The following is a 17,279-nucleotide window of genomic DNA, read 5'->3' as shown; positions in this document are numbered from 1 at the left end:
CGGCTAAAGCGATGGAGGTGCTTTTGAGTATATTAGGAATGGGGGAGCGGGCACATTGGGGCAGCTTTCCAAAAGTGATCAGAAATGATGATTTAGGGACTCTAAAGAGAGAACCCGAGTATTTGGCAGCTAAAACCGGAGACATGCCCGCCGCCATTGCTCTAGTAGATAGAATACTGACTGACGAGACGGTTAGGAAAATAGAAAAACAAATTGGAGATGTTCGGCCCTTAATACTGCCAGTTTTGGCAATTGAGGCGGGGGGCAACAATAAAATACCGTTAGCAATGGCCGAGGTGCTTGGGGAGCGGTTGGGACTGGACGTTGAGCTAGGCATTATCCAGAGTGACAAAGTGGGTCGAACTGATACCGGCGCTGACCATCGTCTGGCGTTCAATCCTACGTTTGAGGGTGACGTTAAGTCGGATCAAAAGTACCTGATTGTGGACGACACTTTGACAATGGGTGGAACAGTCGCCTCTTTACGAGGCTATGTGGAGAATCGGGGCGGTAAGGTGCTTGCCGCTTCTGTGATGACGGCGCATGAAGGGGCGCTTAACTTGCAGGTTAAGCCTTCCATGCTGGCAGCCATTGAGAAAAAGCATGGTTCGAGTATGAATCAATTTTGGCAGGAGACGTTTGGTTATGGAACCGACAAACTCACACAAGGTGAAGCTGGACACCTCAAATCAGCCAAGAGCGTTGACGCAATCCGAGAAAGAATCACTGCGGCGCGATATGAAGGAATCGAGCGATTGGGCGCGAATCGAATTGAAGCGCCGTCGCGCTCAAAAAGCGCAGGGCGTTCAGGTCTAACCGGGGAAAGCCTTGTTTCGGCGACAGAGGGTTTGGAGGTCGAGCAACAGGCCATGATTGAAGGGGCACCCATTGAGCAGGGTTATCAAGAAACCCTAGCCATGTATGTTCAAGCCAAGCATGATCAGGTGGAAAGCATTGAGGATCGCCTAGAAAACCTGATTAACCGACAGCAAGCCCGATTGCAGCAAACGCAGTCAAATCGCCCTAGTTTTCTGTCTATGCCCGGAACCCGCAAAGTCTGGCAGTCTTCACAGACGCAACAACAAGGTAGGCTTCAGGTGCTTCACGCTCGCTTGGAGACGGTTCGGGAAATCAAGGACGGAATGGGGTTACATTCGCCGCGAGTTGAAGAGCTGGCAACTAGAAAGATGCGGGCAGAAAATCCGAACCTTGCTGCGGATTGGGATTCGATGAAGCAGGCGGAGCGGCAGCACCAGACGCTAATGAAGAAGCGGGAACAGGATCGAGAGCAAACCCAAGAGAAAAGCAGAGGGCTATCCCTTGGATTAAATCGTTCGCCTCAGTAAACAGCAAAGCCCGACTATGCCGGGCTTTTTTGTCTTGCCGCATCACTCCGACCACTACCATGACGCCCATAACGCAAGGCCCGCCGCGAAAACGACCATTACAGCCGCAACCAGGTTCATGTAAGACACCCGGCGAGCTTCCCGGATTGAGGGCTTGAGTTCCTGAGCAATCGCCTCTTCCACTTGCTGTCTGGCCGCTGCTGCCGTTGCTTTGGCGTTTTCTTTGACGGCGGCCATCATTGCCTCTTTGCTGGCCGCCAGTGCGGCGTTCAGCGTTCTTTCGGCCTTGTTTTTTGCGTCATCTCCCCACCGATGCGCAATTTCTTCTAGTTCGCTTTTGAAAGCATCCAGATTGGCTTGCTGGGCAGCAGTGCTTTCCTGCATTAACCGGTCATTGATTGTTTGCAGGATTAATATAGGGTCGTCACGGCCCACAGCTATACCGTGTTTTGCCGCAATCTCTTTAATTGTTTCCTCAATCTTATCGGTCATTACAGCACAGCCGCAGCTTCAAGTTGTTCGAATAGCTGACTTCGAACAATCTTTAGGCGTTGTCTCGTCATTATTGATTTGGTTTGATCGGCCAGAGCTTCATCAAACGTTTTCCGTTCTTGTAGCATTTCTGAAAAGTCGCGTCCGTAGGTTTCCTCTTTCAGACTTGGAACGTGAATGATCGCAGATACCCGCTCTTTGTATGACGTATAAGCTTTCATTTGCTCGAAGCCTTTGCCTTCATGTTCGATTGTTCCCCAAAACGGATTGAGCCACACGACAAAAGAGCATTCTGATGGGAACTGATCGGCAAGTTGAGTGAACCCTGTAACCGTGTCTTTCAGCGCCTGACCTCCGGTTACAACGGTGTGGACAACTAGCTCATGGCCCATATCCTTAATCATGGCAGGCACCTGATTGCCAATCAGGTAGCTTGAAAGCGGAACGAAAGAGCTTGCGCCGTTATCAATGACAATGTCGCTTTCAGCTTCCGCTATTTGTTCAACCAGAGAGTCGAAATTTCGGGTGTTTATTTCGTCGCCGTCCATAATGTTCAACCGTCGAACATCAAGCGCTTTATACCCTTCGAACGTTGCGTTAACCGGGTCAGTATCAATGCATATTGGGGAGTTACCTTTGCTTGCTTTGAACTGAGCAATGGTGGCGGCAATCATTGACTTACCAACCCCACCTTTCCCTTGAAGTACCATATGAACTTTGTTCATCAGAATAAATCCTTGTCGTCTATTTTCGGGTTGTAGTTGAAACTAGCTATTCCTATAGGTTTTGATTTTTCAGGGTTATCCAATTCGGTCTCATTAGGCCCGACTGACCTTTCAAGTTTGTCTTCTTGTTTTTCATCTTTTGCTGGTTTCTGTTTTTTAGCGGCTAAATTTGCCGCTAGGTGCCGGTTGACATGGTTGCGGAACGTTTCATAGGTAGAGCGTATTTGCCCCCCTTCTTTTAGGTATCCCCAAATGTCTTTTATCGAATACCCCGCTTCAATTGCCTCCGCTACAAAGGTTTTGACTGCAATGAACTCAACGATTGCAGAGGATTTCCGCTTTTTTCCTTGTTTTTTTTGAACCCATTTGCTCAGTTCGCCGGTGGTTAACTTTCCCATTGGTAAGCCTGCTCACATTAATCCTATTTTTTCCTTTTTTTCTTTGCTTTTTCTCGTTCATTCCCTTGCATTAATCATGTTTATATTAAGTATTTTGGCTGGCTTTCCCTGTTTATGCCTCTATTTTTCCTATTTTACGATATATCCCCGCTTTTTCAACGAAAAACATGTAAATTCAAGTTTATCGGTGTAAGCTTTCCTTGGCGTAAACAATGCCGTAAGGCGGGCAGGATAGGTGAAGTAGGCCCACCGGCAAGCCGATGTTCCTACTTCACTCCCCCTTATTCGCGCCGAAGGCGCTCAACGGGAAATCCTGCTCTGCGAGGCTACCGGCTGCCGCCGGTTAATGAGGTGCGAGATGGATGATTCAGAAAACAAGGTGACGAGAAAGAGTAGCCCACCAATTAAGGTGTATTGCTTGCCCGAAGAAAAGCGGAGCATTGAGTTGCAGGCCGAACGTGCAGGTATGAGTGCTGCGCGTTATTTGCGAGAGGTCGGGCAGGGCTATCAAATTAAGGGCGTGGTCGATTTTGAGCAAGTTCGAGAATTGGCGCGAATTAACGGTGACCTTGGCAGGTTAGGTGGCCTATTAAAATTATGGTTAACCGATGATATTCGGACGGCGCAATTCGGTCGATCAACAATCCTTGCTGTTCTTCGCAGGATTGAGGCGACTCAGGAAGAGATGGGTAAGGTTATGACTAAGGTTGTTATGCCGAGGTCGGAGCAGTGATTTTTTTAGCGGCTAAAGCAGCGCGAGGTGGGTTTTGATTGCAAAGCACGTTCCCATGCGCTCCCTCAAGAATTCTGATTTTTCTGGTTTGGTTAAGTACATCACTGACGACCAAAGCAAAACCGAGCGCCTTGGTCTGGTGAATGCGACTAATTGTGAAGCTGACACCATGCAGGCCGTAATTGGTGAAGTTCTTGCCACGCAGCAGGCTAATACACGCGCTCAAGGTGATAAAACATACCATCTAATAGTCAGCTTTCCGGCTGGGGAAAAGCCAGAACCTGACACTTTGAAAGCGATAGAAGAGCGTATTTGTGCCGGGCTTGGATATGCAGACCATCAGCGGGTTAGTGCTGTACACCACGATACCGATAACGTTCATATTCATATCGCAATCAACAAGATTCATCCAACCAGAAACACAATGCACGAGCCTTATCAGGCGTATAGAACATTGGGCGGGCTATGTGATTCGCTTGAAGATGAATATGGGTTACAGAAGGACAATCATCAGGGGCGCAAAAGCGTATCTCAAGGTCGCGCCTCTGACATGGAGCGACACGCAGGCATAGAAAGTTTGGTGAGTTGGATTAAACGGGAGTGCTTGGAGGAAATGCGGGCAGCCGAGACCTGGGCAAAGCTGCATCAGGTCATGAGCGATAACGGGCTGGAAATTCGCCAGAGGGCTAATGGTTTTGTCATTGAATCTGAAGACGGGACGCAGGTTAAGGCCAGCACCGTTGCCCGCGATCTGTCTAAGCGTCAATTGGAGGCCCGAGTTGGCGCTTTTGAAGAAGCAGAGGGGCTGACCCAGAGGAAAGCAAAGCGTCGATATAACAAGCGCCCCACTCACTTCAAGATCAATACAACTGAGTTGTACGCCAAGTATCAGGAAGAACAAAAAGAACTAACAATGGCGCGAAAGATTGAATGGGATAGCGCCATAGGAAGAAAAGCCCGCCTCATAGATGCCGCAAAACGAAGTAATCGTTTACGGCGCTCTGCTATCAAATTAATGGCCGACAGCGGTTTATCTAAACGATTGCTTTATGCGCAAGCTCATAAAGCGCTGAAAGATGATATCCAGTCGATTAATAAAAAGTACAAGCGAGAGCGACAAGAACTGCACGACCAATACAAGCGACGGGCTTGGGCTGACTGGCTCAAAAGGCAGGCGTTGGATGGTGATAAAAAGGCTCTGGAGGCGTTACGGTCACGGGAGCAATCCAAAGGTCTCCAAGGTGACACTATCAAAGGGAGTGGGGAGGTAAGGCCTGTATATGCCCCAGTTACCGACAACATCACGAAAAAAGGCACCATCATTTTTCGCGTAGGCAAGAACGCCGTTCGGGACGATGGCGACAAATTACAGGTTTCTAAAGCTGCGACTGGTGACACAGTTGCGGAAGCTTTGCGCATGGCAATGGAGCGATACGGTAGCCAGATCACAGTTAGCGGTTCACCTCAATTTAAAGCTCAGGTAATACAGGCAGCAGTTACCAGAAATCTATCTATCACCTTTGCTGATGCGGGCTTGGAACGCCGCAGACAGCAGCTATTGCAACGGGAGCATAGTCATGACCGACGAAACGAACATGCCGGAAGAGGAAATGAACGAGGACGAACTGATCGACGCAGCATTAGCCGCAATGGACGGGGAGCTGCCGACAGCGCCGGTAGAGAACGAGACGATAGCCGTATTGGATACGAGCATCGAGGACGTGAGCAGTCAACAGGCCGTCGAAATGACGCCGGAAATGGAGGGCGCTATATCAGCAACAAGCCCAACGTTACGGGAATTGGAGGAGAGCCGCCGTCCTTCGCAAAAAACCGTTTGCGAGCGTTGTCCTCACTCAGTGTGGTTCGCTTCACCCGACGAGCTGAAGTGTTATTGCCGGGTGATGTTTCTGGTGAGCTGGAGTACCAAAGAACCCAATCAGATAACCAACTGCGATGGGGAGTTTCTGGGCCAAGAGAATTAACCACCGATCAGTTTCGTGCGGCGGATAAATATATTGCGGAGCGGGAATCAAAACGTCTATTGGGTTTCGATATACCGAAGCATACGAGGTATACTAATCAGGGTGGTGCGATAACTTATGCAGGCACCCGGAATGTTCAAGGCCAATCATTAGCCTTGTTAAATTGTAATGATGAAATTCTTGTGTTGCCAATTGACGCAGCTACGGCACAACGCATGAAGCGTGTACGAGTTGGAAATGCTGTAACAGTTACACAAGGATCTCTTAAAAGCTCAAAAGGAAGGAGCAGATGAAATCCAAGAGAAACAACGCTGTTGGGCCGCAAGTACGCAACAAAAAGCCGAGAACAAACAGGTTTTTGCCTGTTTTGGGCGCTGGCTCTTTGATTGGCGGCTTGCAAGCTGCAACCCAGTTCTTTGCATACACCTTCAATTATCAAGATAGTTTGGGAGGCAGTGTTGGCCCTATTTACGCTCCTTGGTCGATTCTGGGGTGGGCTAATAACTGGTACGGCACTTATCCTGATGAAATCATGAGCGCCGGAAGTATCGGCTTAGTAGTTGCGGCTGGGGGGCTCCTTTGTGTCGCGATAGCAAAGGTGATTGCTTCGAATAGCTCTAAAAGTAACGACTATCTTCACGGCTCTGCCCGCTGGGCGAGTAAAAACGACATTCAAGCTGCGGGTTTGTTGCCTCGACGGCGTAGCGGTTTAGATGTAGTACGATCTAAAGAGAAACCTACGTCGACGGGGGTTTATGTCGGCGGCTGGGAAGATGATAACGGCAACTTTTTTTATCTGCGTCACAATGGCCCTGAACACGTTCTTACTTACGCTCCAACTCGTTCGGGAAAGGGTGTTGGTCTAGTTGTACCTACCTTACTTTCGTGGCCCCAAAGTTGCGTTATAACCGATTTAAAAGGTGAATTATGGGCGCTAACTTCGGGGTGGCGGCAGAAACACGCTAAGAATAAGGTGCTGCGTTTTGAACCCGCTTCGAGTAACGGCGGTGTGTGCTGGAATCCTATGGATGAAATTAGGATTGGTACGGAATACGAAGTTGGTGATGTGCAGAATCTGGCAACGCTCATTGTTGATCCCGATGGCAAGGGGATGGAGTCGCACTGGCAGAAAACATCTTATGCTCTGTTAGTTGGTGTCATTCTTCATGCGCTCTATAAAGCCAGAAATGAAGGTGTCCCGGCTAGCCTGCCTGTTGTTGATGCAATGTTGGCCGACCCAGAGCGCGATACAAGTGAGCTTTGGATGGAAATGGCAACGTATGGTCATGTGGACGGCCAGAATCATCCAGCGGTAGGTTCTGCCGCAAGGGACATGATGGATCGCCCAGAGGAAGAGGGAGGCTCGGTACTCTCAACGGCTAAGTCATATTTGGCTTTGTACCGTGATCCGGTAGTTGCTCGCAACGTGAGTAAATCTGAATTTTGTATTAAAGATCTGATGACCCACGATGACCCTGTCAGTCTTTACATTGTCACACAACCTAACGACAAGTCCCGATTGCGCCCTTTGGTTCGCGTATTGACCAATATGATTATCCGTCTATTGGCAGATGAAATGTCGTTTGAGAAGGGAAGACCTGTTGCTCGTTACAAGCATCGACTGCTTGCAATGCTCGATGAGTTCCCGAGTCTTGGGAAATTAGAAATCTTACAAGAATCGTTGGCATTTGTGGCGGGGTATGGCATCAAGTGCTATTTGATCTGTCAAGATTTAAACCAGCTTAAAAGTCGTGAAACTGGTTATGGCCCAGATGAAACAATCACCTCAAATTGTCATGTTCAGAATGCATATCCGCCTAATCGCATTGAAACAGCAGAACACCTTTCACGCTTAACCGGTCAAACCACTGTCGTTAAAGAACAGATCACAACCAGCGGTCGTCGAACAGCGGCCATGCTCGGCCAAGTGTCTCGAACAATACAAGAAGTACAGCGTCCGTTGCTCACTCCCGATGAATGTTTGCGTATGCCTGGCCCAACCAAAAATGCTGCAGGCGACATTGAAAAAGCCGGTGACATGGTGATTTACGTAGCTGGTTATCCCGCAATTTATGGCAAACAACCACTGTATTTTAAAGATCCTATTTTTCAGGCTCGCGCAAGCATTGATGCTCCGAAAACTAGCGACAAGCTACGGCATCCGGCACCAGAAGAAAAAGGGGTCACGATATGAACACCCTAAGTCGTTTTTATGTTGGGGTAGCTATTGTTGGTATTTCTATCTTGTCCCTTGCAGCAATTAGCTACGCAGCGGGGGCGCGAGTTAACACAACAAGGAGCATCCCGGTCGGCCTTTACTGGACAACTGACGCGAAACTTGAGAAAGGCGCTTATGTTTTTTTCTGTCCGCCTGATGTCAGCGCTTTCGTAACCGCTAAAGAGCGGAATTATATATCTGGAGGATTTTGTCCAGGTGATTACGGTTACATGATGAAGCGAATTTTAGCCGCTAAAGGCGATGTAGTAACGATAACGGATAGCGGTGTTTCTGTTAATGGTGAGCTGTTACCGCACAGCAAGCCCATTCAGGCCGACCTCGATGGCCGAAAATTGCCGCGCTATCAATCCAATCAATACACACTCGGCAGCTCTGAGCTGCTGCTTATGTCTGATGTAAGCGATACCTCATTTGATGGCCGCTACTTCGGGCCAGTCAGTCGCTCGCAAGTTAAGAGCGTCATTCGTCCAGTTATTATCTGGTAGGGAAGGGAATCACCATGAAACTATTTATTGCAGAAAAACCCTCGGTTGCAAAAGCCATTGCCGCCGAGCTAGGAGTTACCGGAAAGGGTGACGGTTACATTGAATGCGGCGGTGACAAAGTTACCTGGTGTTTCGGCCACATGCTGGAGCAGGTCGGGCCTGACGAATACACTGCTGATGATGTGCCAACGAATGACAAGGGCCGCAAAATTTGGCGCGTTGATGAACTGCCAATTATCCCGGATGAATGGATTTTAAGGCCCAAGGATGACGCCAAGAAACAGGTTCGAGTTATCGGGGGGCTGCTTAAATCGGCGTCGCAAATCGTGAACGCTGGCGACCCCGACCGCGAGGGTCAGTTACTGGTTGATGAACTGCTAGAACACTTCAACAACAAAAAGCCGGTGATCCGTTATTGGTCGAACGCTATTGACTCGGTATCTGTTAAACGAGCGCTGGCGAACATGAAGGACAACAAGGAGTACCACGGCTTTGCAAACGCTGCCGAAGGGCGCGGAAAAGCTGATTGGCTCATTGGTATGAACCTGTCCCGAGCGTACACACTGAGAGCGCAGCGGGGCGGCTCTAGGGCATTGTTAACGGTTGGGAGAGTGCAAACCCCTACCTTGGCCCTGGTTGTCACTAGAGACCGCGAAATTGAGTCATTCAAGGCTGTTCCGTTCCACACTATTCGCGCCGAAATTCAGCACTCGAATGGAGCATTTTGGGCTAGCTGGAAGGCCAAGGAAGATCAAGCGGGCCTCGATGCCGAAGGCAGACTTGTTGACACTGTCATTGCGAATGCTTTGGTTGAATCACTCATCGGCAAGTCAGGCTCAATCAGCGAGTACAAACAAGACGCCAAGAACCAAAATCACCCGCTGACGTTCAGTCTTTCCGATATGACCGCTCTGGCGTCCAAACGCTTCGGCTACAGCGCCGAAGACGTGCTTAAAACCTGTCAGTCGTTGTACGAGACGCACAAGTTGACCACATACCCGCGAACCGATTGTGCCTACCTGCCGGAATCTCAGTTTGCAGATGCCCCGGACGTGTTGGCAGTGGTTAAAGCCGTGAACCCTAGTCTGGCGTCTATTGTTGACGGAGCAGATACCAATATTCGATCTCGAACCTGGAACGATAAAAAGGTGTCAGCGCATCACGGGATTATTCCGACGATGCACAAGGGCGATTTGAACAAACTTAATGACAAGGAGCGCAATATCTATGATTTGGTTGTGCGGGCATATCTGGCACAGTTTTACCCGATTCATGAGTTTATGAGTACGACCGTTACCGTCGATGTTGAAGGCGAGACGTTTAGCGCAAAAGGCAAGGTAGTCACAAAAAACGGCTGGCACGATGTGTATCTGGATAACGCGGACGAGGACGACAGCGATCAGAACGACGAAAGCCAGTCACTGCCCAAGATGAGCGAAGGTGATGGCATCACTTGTAACCAAGCTGTGAGACGAGATGCCAAAACCAAACCTCCGGCGCGATTTACCGAAGGTACGTTGATCACTGCAATGGTCAACATTCATCGTTTTGTTACTGACCCACAGCACAAGAAAATGCTGAGAGATGGTGATGGCATTGGCACCGAAGCAACGCGGGCCTCAATTCTTTCAGAGTTGAAACGGCGCGAATATTTGGAGACGAAAGGTAAACAAATCACCAGCACCACTCTGGGACGTAGCATTATTGACGCGCTGCCTGATGTTGTAAAAAGCCCTGTGCTGACATCCCTCTATGAGCGAATGTTAAAAAGCGTCGAAACGGGCAAAACGGATCTCGCCACTTTCATCGCTAAACAAGAGACTTTTATCAGGGATCAGGTAGCCAAAGCTAATGATGGTGCAGTGACTATTGCAGGCGGTAAGGCCGCGACTCCTGTCTCGACTGTTTATAAATGTATGGCCTGTGGCGCTGGCCTCTCCCGTCGCCCTCTGCCAAAGAAAAAAGGTCACTTTTGGTGGGGGTGTTCAAATTTCCCATCCTGCAAACAGACTTACCCTGATGTTAAAGGTTGTCCCAACTACAGCAAGGGACGCAACAATTCTGAGAAGGAATGATCGCCATGACAATCGAAACTAATGTAAATCTGGAACAAGGCTCTTTTGATGATCAGGCAAATGCAGCCGAAGTCCTGCACGAGAAGCTGGTTGATGCACAAACGCCGGGCTATCAAGCCGAGTTTGACCCGGAAGAGGCCGAGCGGGCAGGAGCCTTCATCGAAGATGCATTGACCGAGCATGACGCCGCCGAGAGCGGCGACGACTTGGCCGATCTCAGCACAGATTTTGAGCCCGCGTTCTTGGACGATGATGGCCCGAGCAATGACTTGCCGTCTGTTCCTACTACTACAAATGCGCGAGAGCTGTACGGGCTACGTGATGATGAAACGGTTGCCGACGCTATTGCGCGGCGGGCCCGAGCCGTCAAGGATTAAGGTATGGCGCTGACTAAGTCTGAGGCCCAAAACCTGACGCGCCACTTTGTGCGCGACTATCCGGGGGCGTTGGAGCTTGCGTATCGATTCCGTCATAACACGGCAGAGCTGTATGGTCGTCACGCGGATAAAGTTCCGGCGAGCATGAAGGGCGGGTATGTTTCCAAGGAAACAACTCATAATGGTCGAGTCTACCGGGGGCGCATCGATATTCCACTGGAAAACTTGCGTGATCCCCGCGATTTGCTGATGACGTTGCGCCATGAGGTTCTTGGCCACTACGGAGCTAACACATTCGCGCCCAATGAAAAGCGGGGCTTGTTAGATGGTTTGATTGCTGCGCGTAACGAGCCAGGCATCAAACCACTATGGGAAAGTATCGACCAGCTTTATAGCGACCGCTCATTAGACGTGCGCGCCGAAGAGGTCTTTGCGCTGCACAGTGAGGGCGTTGCCCCGGATCATCACGTCATCGAAAAGACCGTCGAAAGGGGCCAACAATCATTTCTGGAAACCTGCATTGATCGGACTCGGCTTATGCAGGCCGCCGACCTGAACAACATTGCTTGCATGGTCGCGCAAGGCTTGCATGACCGAACCCGCACACAGCAGACTTTTCCGAATATCAACGAACTACAAAGAAGGGACTCAACAATGAGGGCTAAAAAACCCTTTCATGAAGTGGTGGCTGAAAAGCTAATTGAACAGCTCAAGGCGGGCACTGCGCCCTGGCAAAGGCCATGGAACCCAGGCGAGCCGAACTCTCACCTACCGATGAATCCGACAACAAATAAGCGTTACAAGGGTATCAATGCCATTTACTTGATGGCTCAAGGGCGTAGTGATGCGCGTTGGATGACCTACAAACAGGCGTTGGCCGTAGATGCTCAAGTGCGCAAGGGAGAGAAGGGGACTCCCGTTCAATACTGGAAATTCAGCGAAGAGCAAACAAAAGTCGACAAACACGGCAAGCCAGTATTTGATGCAGAGGATAAACCCGTCAAGGAAACCGTCATGCTGGAACGGCCGCGAGTGTTCTTCGCGACAGTGTTCAATGCAGAACAGATTGACGGCTTGCCACCGGTTCAACAAAAAACAGAACAGCAGTGGAATGCCGTGGAGCGGGCCGAACATATTTTGAACGCTTCTGGGGCCAAGATCACACACGTCTCCGGCAATCGGGCTTTCTACCAACCGTCAACCGATAGCATCACGATGCCAGAGCGTAGTCAGTTCGAGTCAGCAGACCGTTACTATGCAACTACTCTTCATGAGTTGGCTCACTGGACAGGGCACCCCTCACGCCTCGACCGTGACCTGTCACATCCGTTCGGGTCAGAAGGGTACGCCAAGGAGGAACTGTGTGCTGAAATTGCCTCGATGATCTTGGGTGACGAACTGGGCATTGGTCACGATCCAGATCAACACGTCGCCTATGTCGATTCCTGGATTAAGGTATTGCAGGATGACCCCTTAGAGGTTTTCCGGGCGTCAGCGAATTCGGAGAAGGTTCACGACTATGTGCTGGCCTTCGAGCAGACCCAAATACAGGAACAGAATCAACAGGAGGTCGCCATTGTTGAGGCGTTGGCCGTAGACATTCGGGAAGTGCTCAATGACTCGGATGTGACGTTCAATCACTTCGAGGCATATCACGGTGACAGCCTAGAGCAAGCTTTGCAGGATCTAGGATTTACTACTGTAGGCAGTGTCACCGGGCACGATCCTGATAACTTTTTAGATACGGCTTTAGCGCGTCTTTCCCCGGTTTTTGGGATACCGCTTGATCATAATGATGTGGACAACCCCTACTTAGAGCGCAAAGGACTGGCGCAGGTGTTCCTGTTAAAGGCAGAGCAGCTTCACCAGACCTTCCAGCAATGTCAGGAGGCTGGAATTGAGATGAAGGCAGAAACAGAAGAGCTGCAGCAGGGAGCTGCTGAAATAAAAAGTGATAGCATTGAGGAAAAAAGCCGGCATTACATTAACGTGCCCTACAAAGAGAAAGACTCAGCAAAACAGCTTGGGGCTCGCTGGGATCGTCTGGAGCAATCTTGGTATGTACCTGAAGGGGTTGACCCTACTCATTTCGCTAAATGGGCATCGGGGGCAATACAAGGGTCGCATGATCGAGACCAAACCCAGAGCGAAGACCAAAGAAAACAATATTTAGCTGTGCCCTATGGTGAGCGTGGTGCTGCGAAAGCTGCAGGTGCGGTCTGGGATAAAAATGCTAAGTCTTGGTATGTTGGCCCGAACGGAGACATGGAGCGCCTAAGTCGCTGGATGCCTGATAACGTCAAGAGTCAACAAGGCCCGGCCATGTCGCCCCGCGAAGAATTTGCGGAAGCTATGAAGTCTTTAGGCTGCGAGGTCACTGGCGAGCATCCAATTATGGACGGGAAGAAGCACCGGATTCGTACTGAGGGCGATAAAAAGGGAGTCAATCACAAATCGGGGTCTGGTTTCTATGTCGGACACCTCGACGGCCATCCTGCCGGTTACATTTTAAATAACCGTACCGGCGTTGATATGAAATGGAAGTCTAAGGGGTATACCCTCGATCCAGCAGAGAAGGCCAAGCTTCAAGCCTTGGCAGTTGAGACGCTGGCTGCAAGGGCAGTAGAGTTGGAAAAAACTCATGAGGCTACCGCAAAACGTGTTTGTGGGCAGGCTGCCAGTTTGTTGCCCGTCATTGTGCAGACACCATACATGCAAAATAAGGGTATCCGACCTCAGGCTGGCGTTCTAACCGATTCCGAAGGAAAAACTACCTACGTTCCCGCGTATGATGAACATGGAAAGCAATGGACTATGCAGTACATCAAAGAAGATGGCACAAAGCGGTTCGCCAGAGATTCGCGGAAAGAGGGTTGTTTTCACATTGTGGGTGGTGATATGAAAGCGCTGGAAGCTGCACCGGCTCTGGTACTACAAGAGGGGTATTCAACTGCAGCGACTAATGCCGAAGTGCTGGGCCACGTCACTGTGGCTGCTTTCGATGCAGGGAATCTACCAAATGTAGCGAAAGCCCTACATGAGAAGTTCCCTGATAAGCCTGTTGTGATCTTTGGTGATAATGATCGTCATCAAGAGCTGACACAGGGGACGAACCCCGGCAAGTCAAAAGCTCTGGAAGCAGCTAAGGCTGTTGGTGGAAAGGCCGTATTTCCAGTGTTTGCACCAGGTGAGGCTGACTACCCCAACGGTTTATCTCCGATAACCCCACAGCGTTACCGGGATCATCTGCGAGCATCAAAAGCTCTAGAGACTGCACCAGAGACGCATAAAGCAAAGCTGCAAAAGGCCTTGCTCAGCAATGATCAGATGGCGGCTCTTAGTCACATGAAGAAACACACTGACTTTAATGACCTGGCAACTAACAGCCGTTTAGGGCGTGATGGAGTTGAACGCCAAATAAGGGCTGCCGTAAGTAAAGCCGGTCTAGAAATGGAACGAAAGCGCGAACAGAAACAGGTGGAACAACAGGTTCACAAACAAAAGCGATCTGCCCGGATTTGATATTTGATAGGAGTAATCATTTCTCATCTATGACTGCCCTTCGGCTTCTGAAACGCGAAGGGCAACCAGCTCGCTGTAAACAAGAGAACACCAACGCCTATCAGCAATTCATTGAATGTGTATTTGACGCCGAAGAACGTGCCAGCAATCACACCAACTGCGAACAGAATCATCGGAATCAGAAAAGCCACGCGGGCGGCAAAGGTATTCAGCGGCCCATCAACCCATAGTTCATCTACTTGGCGCTTCTTCAAAAAGCAGTCGCTCATACAATTACTCCCGGCTTCCAATCCTATAATGCGTCAGCGCGAGCGGATGCAAATAGGTCAATGAGCCGCTGGTTGATGGCTTTCAACTGAGATCGGGCGCCGTCCGTCAAGCCGGAACTGTCCTCAGCAAGAAGGCATAGCGTGAAAGCCTTTTGCCCGACTGACGCTGTCTTTTTCCTGATGTATGCATCAACATCCATGCCGCGTCTCTCTGCCAGCTTTGTGATGGAAGGCGGCGGGTTCTTGCGGTCGTTTTCAAAAGCCTCCGCTTCAACGCAAAACTGCTCTGCCAGTTCGATTATCGTTGTTTCCAGCTTAATCATTACTTTTCTCCATTTGTCATCGCATACTGAACATATTCTGTTGCCGAGACCGGATTTCCCATCAGTTAATTTGAGCGGCCAAAGTGTCTATCTCTTCCAGAATGGCGACTACCCGGCATCGCTCCTTCTCAAGCAAAAGTTTCAAATAACTTGCTGCGTCATCAACCTGGGATTGCAGGTTAGCAGGCTCAACGTCCGCTGTTACGCTGAACACGAACGCCCAGTTTGGATCGTGGCGCGATTTTCCATCCACATCAGAGCCAGGCACCGGGAACGGTGGCTTAAATGACCAAACAATATTCCAGGCAGCCGGTTTGTAAGGATCTTTTGCAAGCTCAAGCGTCCCTATCCTAACCTGTGTGTGTTCGATGGTATTTGTGGCCTGGGCGCGAAGTTCAAAGCTCCGCTTGCTCTCGGCTTGAAACGCTTCAACAAGGTCATCACTCAGTCGCCAGCCCTCTCCACCTCTTGGGCCTGGCGCGGGGATTATCCACTTATGCTCCGAAAGCTTTAGCCACCCCAGAAAATCGTCCTTGGGCCAAGGCTCTTGTCCACCCGCATGGCGGTACTGTCCTTCGAATCGACGCCACAAGTCTTGACGGGTAAAACGTTCTGTGCCGAACCACCCCCAAAACTCTCGCATGACGTTAGTGAGTCTTTTCCGCATCAGGCCTCACCGAATTCCCACTACGATTTAGCAACTGTGATCGCTGCCCAGCAAACCCAGACGAAAACACCGGATACCACCACACCCACACCCAGCGTCATCAAAAATGATCGACGATGCGACCAGCCCTTGGATACGCAGTAATCGAATACTGGCTTGTATATCGCCATGGCACCCTGGTACCTATTGGCGCAGGTGTCGATCGTGCGCTGTTCATGTGTTTTGCCGTCACGCATATCGATTTCCAATGTTGCTGATGTCTACTGGATGGGCTCAAGCCGATCAGCCCGAGGCCTCTTTAGGCGGTCTGCAATGGCAGTCAGAACCACCAAGGCTATGCCCGCTGGTGTCACCCACATGAAGAGATAAGCCAATCCGCCGAAGCCCACCTCAAAGAACGAGATCAGCAACCCGGTTCCGGAGTCCGTATCGCTGGGATACATCAAGTTCCCGATGATTGGGACAGAAGTAATCTCCCCAGTCCACACTTGGAACATTCCATAAAGGCCTCGCAAACTGGCAATTACACCTGCCACCGCGCACAACCCGGCCAGCCAATGCACAAAAATCAGAGAGTTCTTTCGGGCGCTTTGTTTCATAAGCGTTTTCCCAGGTTTACGCCCCAGCGGCATACTCTTTAGCCAAATCAGCGAGTAAACGATCAACTGCACGGAAGCCATCTCGATCATTTCGCGCAACAGCAATCGCCTCGATGATGTCCTCTGCCAAGAGATCTTCTTTACCCTCCGCTGCCTTAATCATGGTTACCAGCTTCCTTTTCACCTGATCGGTGACAGGGCCTCGTGCAAACTTATGTCTTCCTGATGTGTAGTTAGCCATTTTCTGCCTTCCTCTCGGGTATCCGATTTCCCATCTATTGATTTGCGATATGCAACAGAACATCCAACATGGTCACTTTGACAGTATCGCTCCCAAGAGGTCCACTGTACGTGACCTCGAAGATCTGCTCGTCATTTTTTATTGCCGGCTCGATATGCTCTAGGTGTTCGACATTATCGCCAAAGTAGGGATTTGCTTGCAGTACGGATAGCAAAAGGGCCTGTTCATCTTTATATCGCATTGTCCGAATTCCAATCCTGTTCAGCGGCCTTTACAAAGGTGTTTTGAGATAACCACGATTTCGATCCTGGTCCTCTACGAAGACCTCAGTCACATTCTCTGGGTACTTGACTCGGCCATGGCCCGCTGAGAAAGCTACAAAAGGAATCTCGTTTCCACTTTCGTCCTTTCCCAGCATTAGCTCGCTCTGGCTGACCCCGGTTTCAGGAATCGCCATCGCCTCTGCAAACACTTTTGCGTCTACCCATATGCCTTGTTTCATTTCGTCATCCCCGGTTTCCCATGTTGTCACTGGCCCTTGGGGTCTACGAGGTATTCGCTCCCCCTATATGAAAGAGTTTCACGCTCTCCAGAAGAATAACCGTCGTTACTGTGGTGTAGTTCATAGAAATCGACGATTTGGCCAAGGTACTCATCAACATTTTCAAGGTGTGTTGGATAGCTATTAGCCCCAGAGGGGTAATCCCCGGTAAGAGGGATGCCTGCGTCATATAACCCTTGCCTGTATTCCTGCTGAGCCTTCCACGAAGGGTTGCCCAAATAGCGCAAGGCTTTGGCCGAAGCGG

At 50.1% G+C, this 17,279-nt stretch carries 18 protein-coding genes; 8 read left to right on the top strand and 10 right to left on the bottom strand.

The annotated features are described in order from the left end of the window. Window positions 1-17 precede the first annotated feature (17 nt). Window positions 18-1,346: a phosphoribosyltransferase gene (locus ACN0RL_RS18060; RefSeq protein WP_417519392.1), complete on the top strand. Its 1,329-nt coding sequence runs from the start codon at window positions 18-20 to the stop codon at window positions 1,344-1,346. Between the two features lie 54 nt (window positions 1,347-1,400). On the opposite strand, the gene ACN0RL_RS18055 is transcribed toward ACN0RL_RS18060, so the two are convergent. From ACN0RL_RS18055 to ACN0RL_RS18045, 3 genes are read right to left on the bottom strand one after another with little or no spacing between them, the layout of a single operon-like run. Next, window positions 1,401-1,838 carry a conjugal transfer protein TraM gene (locus ACN0RL_RS18055; RefSeq protein ID WP_417519328.1) on the bottom strand — a complete coding sequence of 146 codons (438 nt, stop codon included), beginning with the start codon at window positions 1,836-1,838 and terminating at the stop codon, window positions 1,401-1,403. After that, window positions 1,838-2,563: a conjugal transfer protein TraL gene (locus ACN0RL_RS18050; protein WP_417519326.1), complete on the bottom strand. Its 726-nt coding sequence runs from the start codon at window positions 2,561-2,563 to the stop codon at window positions 1,838-1,840. Before ACN0RL_RS18050 ends, ACN0RL_RS18055 begins: the two co-directional genes overlap by 1 nt. Further along, the gene (locus tag ACN0RL_RS18045) at window positions 2,563-2,961 is read right to left on the bottom strand and encodes a TraK family protein (protein ID WP_417519324.1); all 399 of its coding nucleotides are present in this window, start codon (window positions 2,959-2,961) and stop codon (window positions 2,563-2,565) included. The genes ACN0RL_RS18050 and ACN0RL_RS18045 overlap by 1 nt, the downstream gene beginning before the upstream one ends. A gap of 358 nt (window positions 2,962-3,319) precedes the next feature. Here ACN0RL_RS18045 and traJ point away from each other — a divergent pair, with 358 nt between their 5' ends. Genes traJ through ACN0RL_RS18010 form a run of 7 tightly spaced genes read left to right on the top strand, consistent with a single transcriptional unit; the run spans window position 3,320 to window position 14,374 of the window. After that, the gene (gene traJ / locus ACN0RL_RS18040) at window positions 3,320-3,694 is read left to right on the top strand and encodes a conjugal transfer transcriptional regulator TraJ (protein WP_417519322.1); all 375 of its coding nucleotides are present in this window, start codon (window positions 3,320-3,322) and stop codon (window positions 3,692-3,694) included. 34 nt (window positions 3,695-3,728) lie between these two features. Then, entirely contained in the window at window positions 3,729-5,969 is a 2,241-nt protein-coding gene (gene traI, locus ACN0RL_RS18035) for a TraI/MobA(P) family conjugative relaxase (RefSeq protein ID WP_417519320.1), read from the top strand. Further along, window positions 5,966-7,870, top strand: a complete 1,905-nt coding sequence (locus ACN0RL_RS18030) for a type IV secretory system conjugative DNA transfer family protein (RefSeq protein WP_417519318.1) — start codon at window positions 5,966-5,968, stop codon at window positions 7,868-7,870. The genes traI and ACN0RL_RS18030 overlap by 4 nt, the downstream gene beginning before the upstream one ends. After that, the gene (traF, locus tag ACN0RL_RS18025) at window positions 7,867-8,400 is read left to right on the top strand and encodes a conjugative transfer signal peptidase TraF (protein WP_417519316.1); all 534 of its coding nucleotides are present in this window, start codon (window positions 7,867-7,869) and stop codon (window positions 8,398-8,400) included. Before ACN0RL_RS18030 ends, traF begins: the two co-directional genes overlap by 4 nt. Window positions 8,401-8,414: 14 nt before the next feature. Beyond that, the gene (locus ACN0RL_RS18020) at window positions 8,415-10,475 is read left to right on the top strand and encodes a DNA topoisomerase III (protein ID WP_417519314.1); all 2,061 of its coding nucleotides are present in this window, start codon (window positions 8,415-8,417) and stop codon (window positions 10,473-10,475) included. A 5-nt stretch (window positions 10,476-10,480) separates the two neighbouring features. Continuing rightward, window positions 10,481-10,852, top strand: coding sequence for a conjugal transfer protein TraD (locus ACN0RL_RS18015; RefSeq protein ID WP_417519312.1), 372 nt, complete (start codon window positions 10,481-10,483; stop codon window positions 10,850-10,852). 3 nt (window positions 10,853-10,855) lie between these two features. Beyond that, window positions 10,856-14,374 (top strand): zincin-like metallopeptidase domain-containing protein, encoded by a 3,519-nt coding sequence (locus ACN0RL_RS18010; RefSeq protein ID WP_417519310.1) that lies wholly within the window; start codon window positions 10,856-10,858, stop codon window positions 14,372-14,374. Between the two features lie 23 nt (window positions 14,375-14,397). Here the strand turns inward: ACN0RL_RS18010 and ACN0RL_RS18005 are convergent, their stop codons facing one another. From ACN0RL_RS18005 to ACN0RL_RS17975, 7 genes are all read right to left on the bottom strand, one after another. Further along, window positions 14,398-14,643 carry a hypothetical protein gene (locus tag ACN0RL_RS18005; protein ID WP_417519308.1) on the bottom strand — a complete coding sequence of 82 codons (246 nt, stop codon included), beginning with the start codon at window positions 14,641-14,643 and terminating at the stop codon, window positions 14,398-14,400. 23 nt (window positions 14,644-14,666) lie between these two features. Further along, window positions 14,667-14,966: a hypothetical protein gene (locus ACN0RL_RS18000; protein WP_417519306.1), complete on the bottom strand. Its 300-nt coding sequence runs from the start codon at window positions 14,964-14,966 to the stop codon at window positions 14,667-14,669. A 61-nt stretch (window positions 14,967-15,027) separates the two neighbouring features. Further along, on the bottom strand, window positions 15,028-15,633 hold the full coding sequence (locus tag ACN0RL_RS17995) for a hypothetical protein (protein WP_417519305.1): 606 nt from the start codon (window positions 15,631-15,633) through the stop codon (window positions 15,028-15,030). A 20-nt stretch (window positions 15,634-15,653) separates the two neighbouring features. Then, a complete protein-coding gene (locus tag ACN0RL_RS17990) occupies window positions 15,654-15,869 on the bottom strand; it encodes a hypothetical protein (RefSeq protein ID WP_417519303.1) in 216 nt (71 codons plus the stop codon). Between the two features lie 379 nt (window positions 15,870-16,248). Next, window positions 16,249-16,473 (bottom strand): hypothetical protein, encoded by a 225-nt coding sequence (locus tag ACN0RL_RS17985; protein WP_417519301.1) that lies wholly within the window; start codon window positions 16,471-16,473, stop codon window positions 16,249-16,251. A 271-nt stretch (window positions 16,474-16,744) separates the two neighbouring features. Further along, the gene (locus ACN0RL_RS17980; protein WP_417519299.1) at window positions 16,745-16,975 is read right to left on the bottom strand and encodes a hypothetical protein; all 231 of its coding nucleotides are present in this window, start codon (window positions 16,973-16,975) and stop codon (window positions 16,745-16,747) included. A gap of 26 nt (window positions 16,976-17,001) precedes the next feature. Further along, window positions 17,002-17,279, bottom strand: a 278-nt coding sequence (locus ACN0RL_RS17975; protein ID WP_417519297.1) for a hypothetical protein, incomplete at its 5' end; no start/stop codon positions are given.

This window comes from Marinobacter sp., assembly GCF_048259445.1.
GTDB lineage: Bacteria > Pseudomonadota > Gammaproteobacteria > Pseudomonadales > Oleiphilaceae > Marinobacter.
This window is presented reverse-complemented; position numbering and strand designations above follow the sequence as displayed.

What these genes read in the sequence shown, in the direction of transcription:
- ACN0RL_RS18055 (WP_417519328.1), bottom strand. Translation starts at nt 1,838, where the DNA reads ATGACCGATAAGATTGAGGAAACAATTAAAGAGATTGCGGCAAAACAC.
- ACN0RL_RS18050 (WP_417519326.1), bottom strand. Translation starts at nt 2,563, where the DNA reads ATGAACAAAGTTCATATGGTACTTCAAGGGAAAGGTGGGGTTGGTAAG.
- ACN0RL_RS18045 (WP_417519324.1), bottom strand. Translation starts at nt 2,961, where the DNA reads ATGGGAAAGTTAACCACCGGCGAACTGAGCAAATGGGTTCAAAAAAAA.
- traJ (WP_417519322.1), top strand. Translation starts at nt 3,320, where the DNA reads ATGGATGATTCAGAAAACAAGGTGACGAGAAAGAGTAGCCCACCAATT.
- ACN0RL_RS18030 (WP_417519318.1), top strand. Translation starts at nt 5,966, where the DNA reads ATGAAATCCAAGAGAAACAACGCTGTTGGGCCGCAAGTACGCAACAAA.
- traF (WP_417519316.1), top strand. Translation starts at nt 7,867, where the DNA reads ATGAACACCCTAAGTCGTTTTTATGTTGGGGTAGCTATTGTTGGTATT.
- ACN0RL_RS18020 (WP_417519314.1), top strand. Translation starts at nt 8,415, where the DNA reads ATGAAACTATTTATTGCAGAAAAACCCTCGGTTGCAAAAGCCATTGCC.
- ACN0RL_RS18015 (WP_417519312.1), top strand. Translation starts at nt 10,481, where the DNA reads ATGACAATCGAAACTAATGTAAATCTGGAACAAGGCTCTTTTGATGAT.
- ACN0RL_RS18010 (WP_417519310.1), top strand. Translation starts at nt 10,856, where the DNA reads ATGGCGCTGACTAAGTCTGAGGCCCAAAACCTGACGCGCCACTTTGTG.
- ACN0RL_RS18005 (WP_417519308.1), bottom strand. Translation starts at nt 14,643, where the DNA reads ATGAGCGACTGCTTTTTGAAGAAGCGCCAAGTAGATGAACTATGGGTT.
- ACN0RL_RS18000 (WP_417519306.1), bottom strand. Translation starts at nt 14,966, where the DNA reads ATGATTAAGCTGGAAACAACGATAATCGAACTGGCAGAGCAGTTTTGC.
- ACN0RL_RS17995 (WP_417519305.1), bottom strand. Translation starts at nt 15,633, where the DNA reads ATGCGGAAAAGACTCACTAACGTCATGCGAGAGTTTTGGGGGTGGTTC.
- ACN0RL_RS17990 (WP_417519303.1), bottom strand. Translation starts at nt 15,869, where the DNA reads ATGCGTGACGGCAAAACACATGAACAGCGCACGATCGACACCTGCGCC.
- ACN0RL_RS17985 (WP_417519301.1), bottom strand. Translation starts at nt 16,473, where the DNA reads ATGGCTAACTACACATCAGGAAGACATAAGTTTGCACGAGGCCCTGTC.
- ACN0RL_RS17980 (WP_417519299.1), bottom strand. Translation starts at nt 16,975, where the DNA reads ATGAAACAAGGCATATGGGTAGACGCAAAAGTGTTTGCAGAGGCGATG.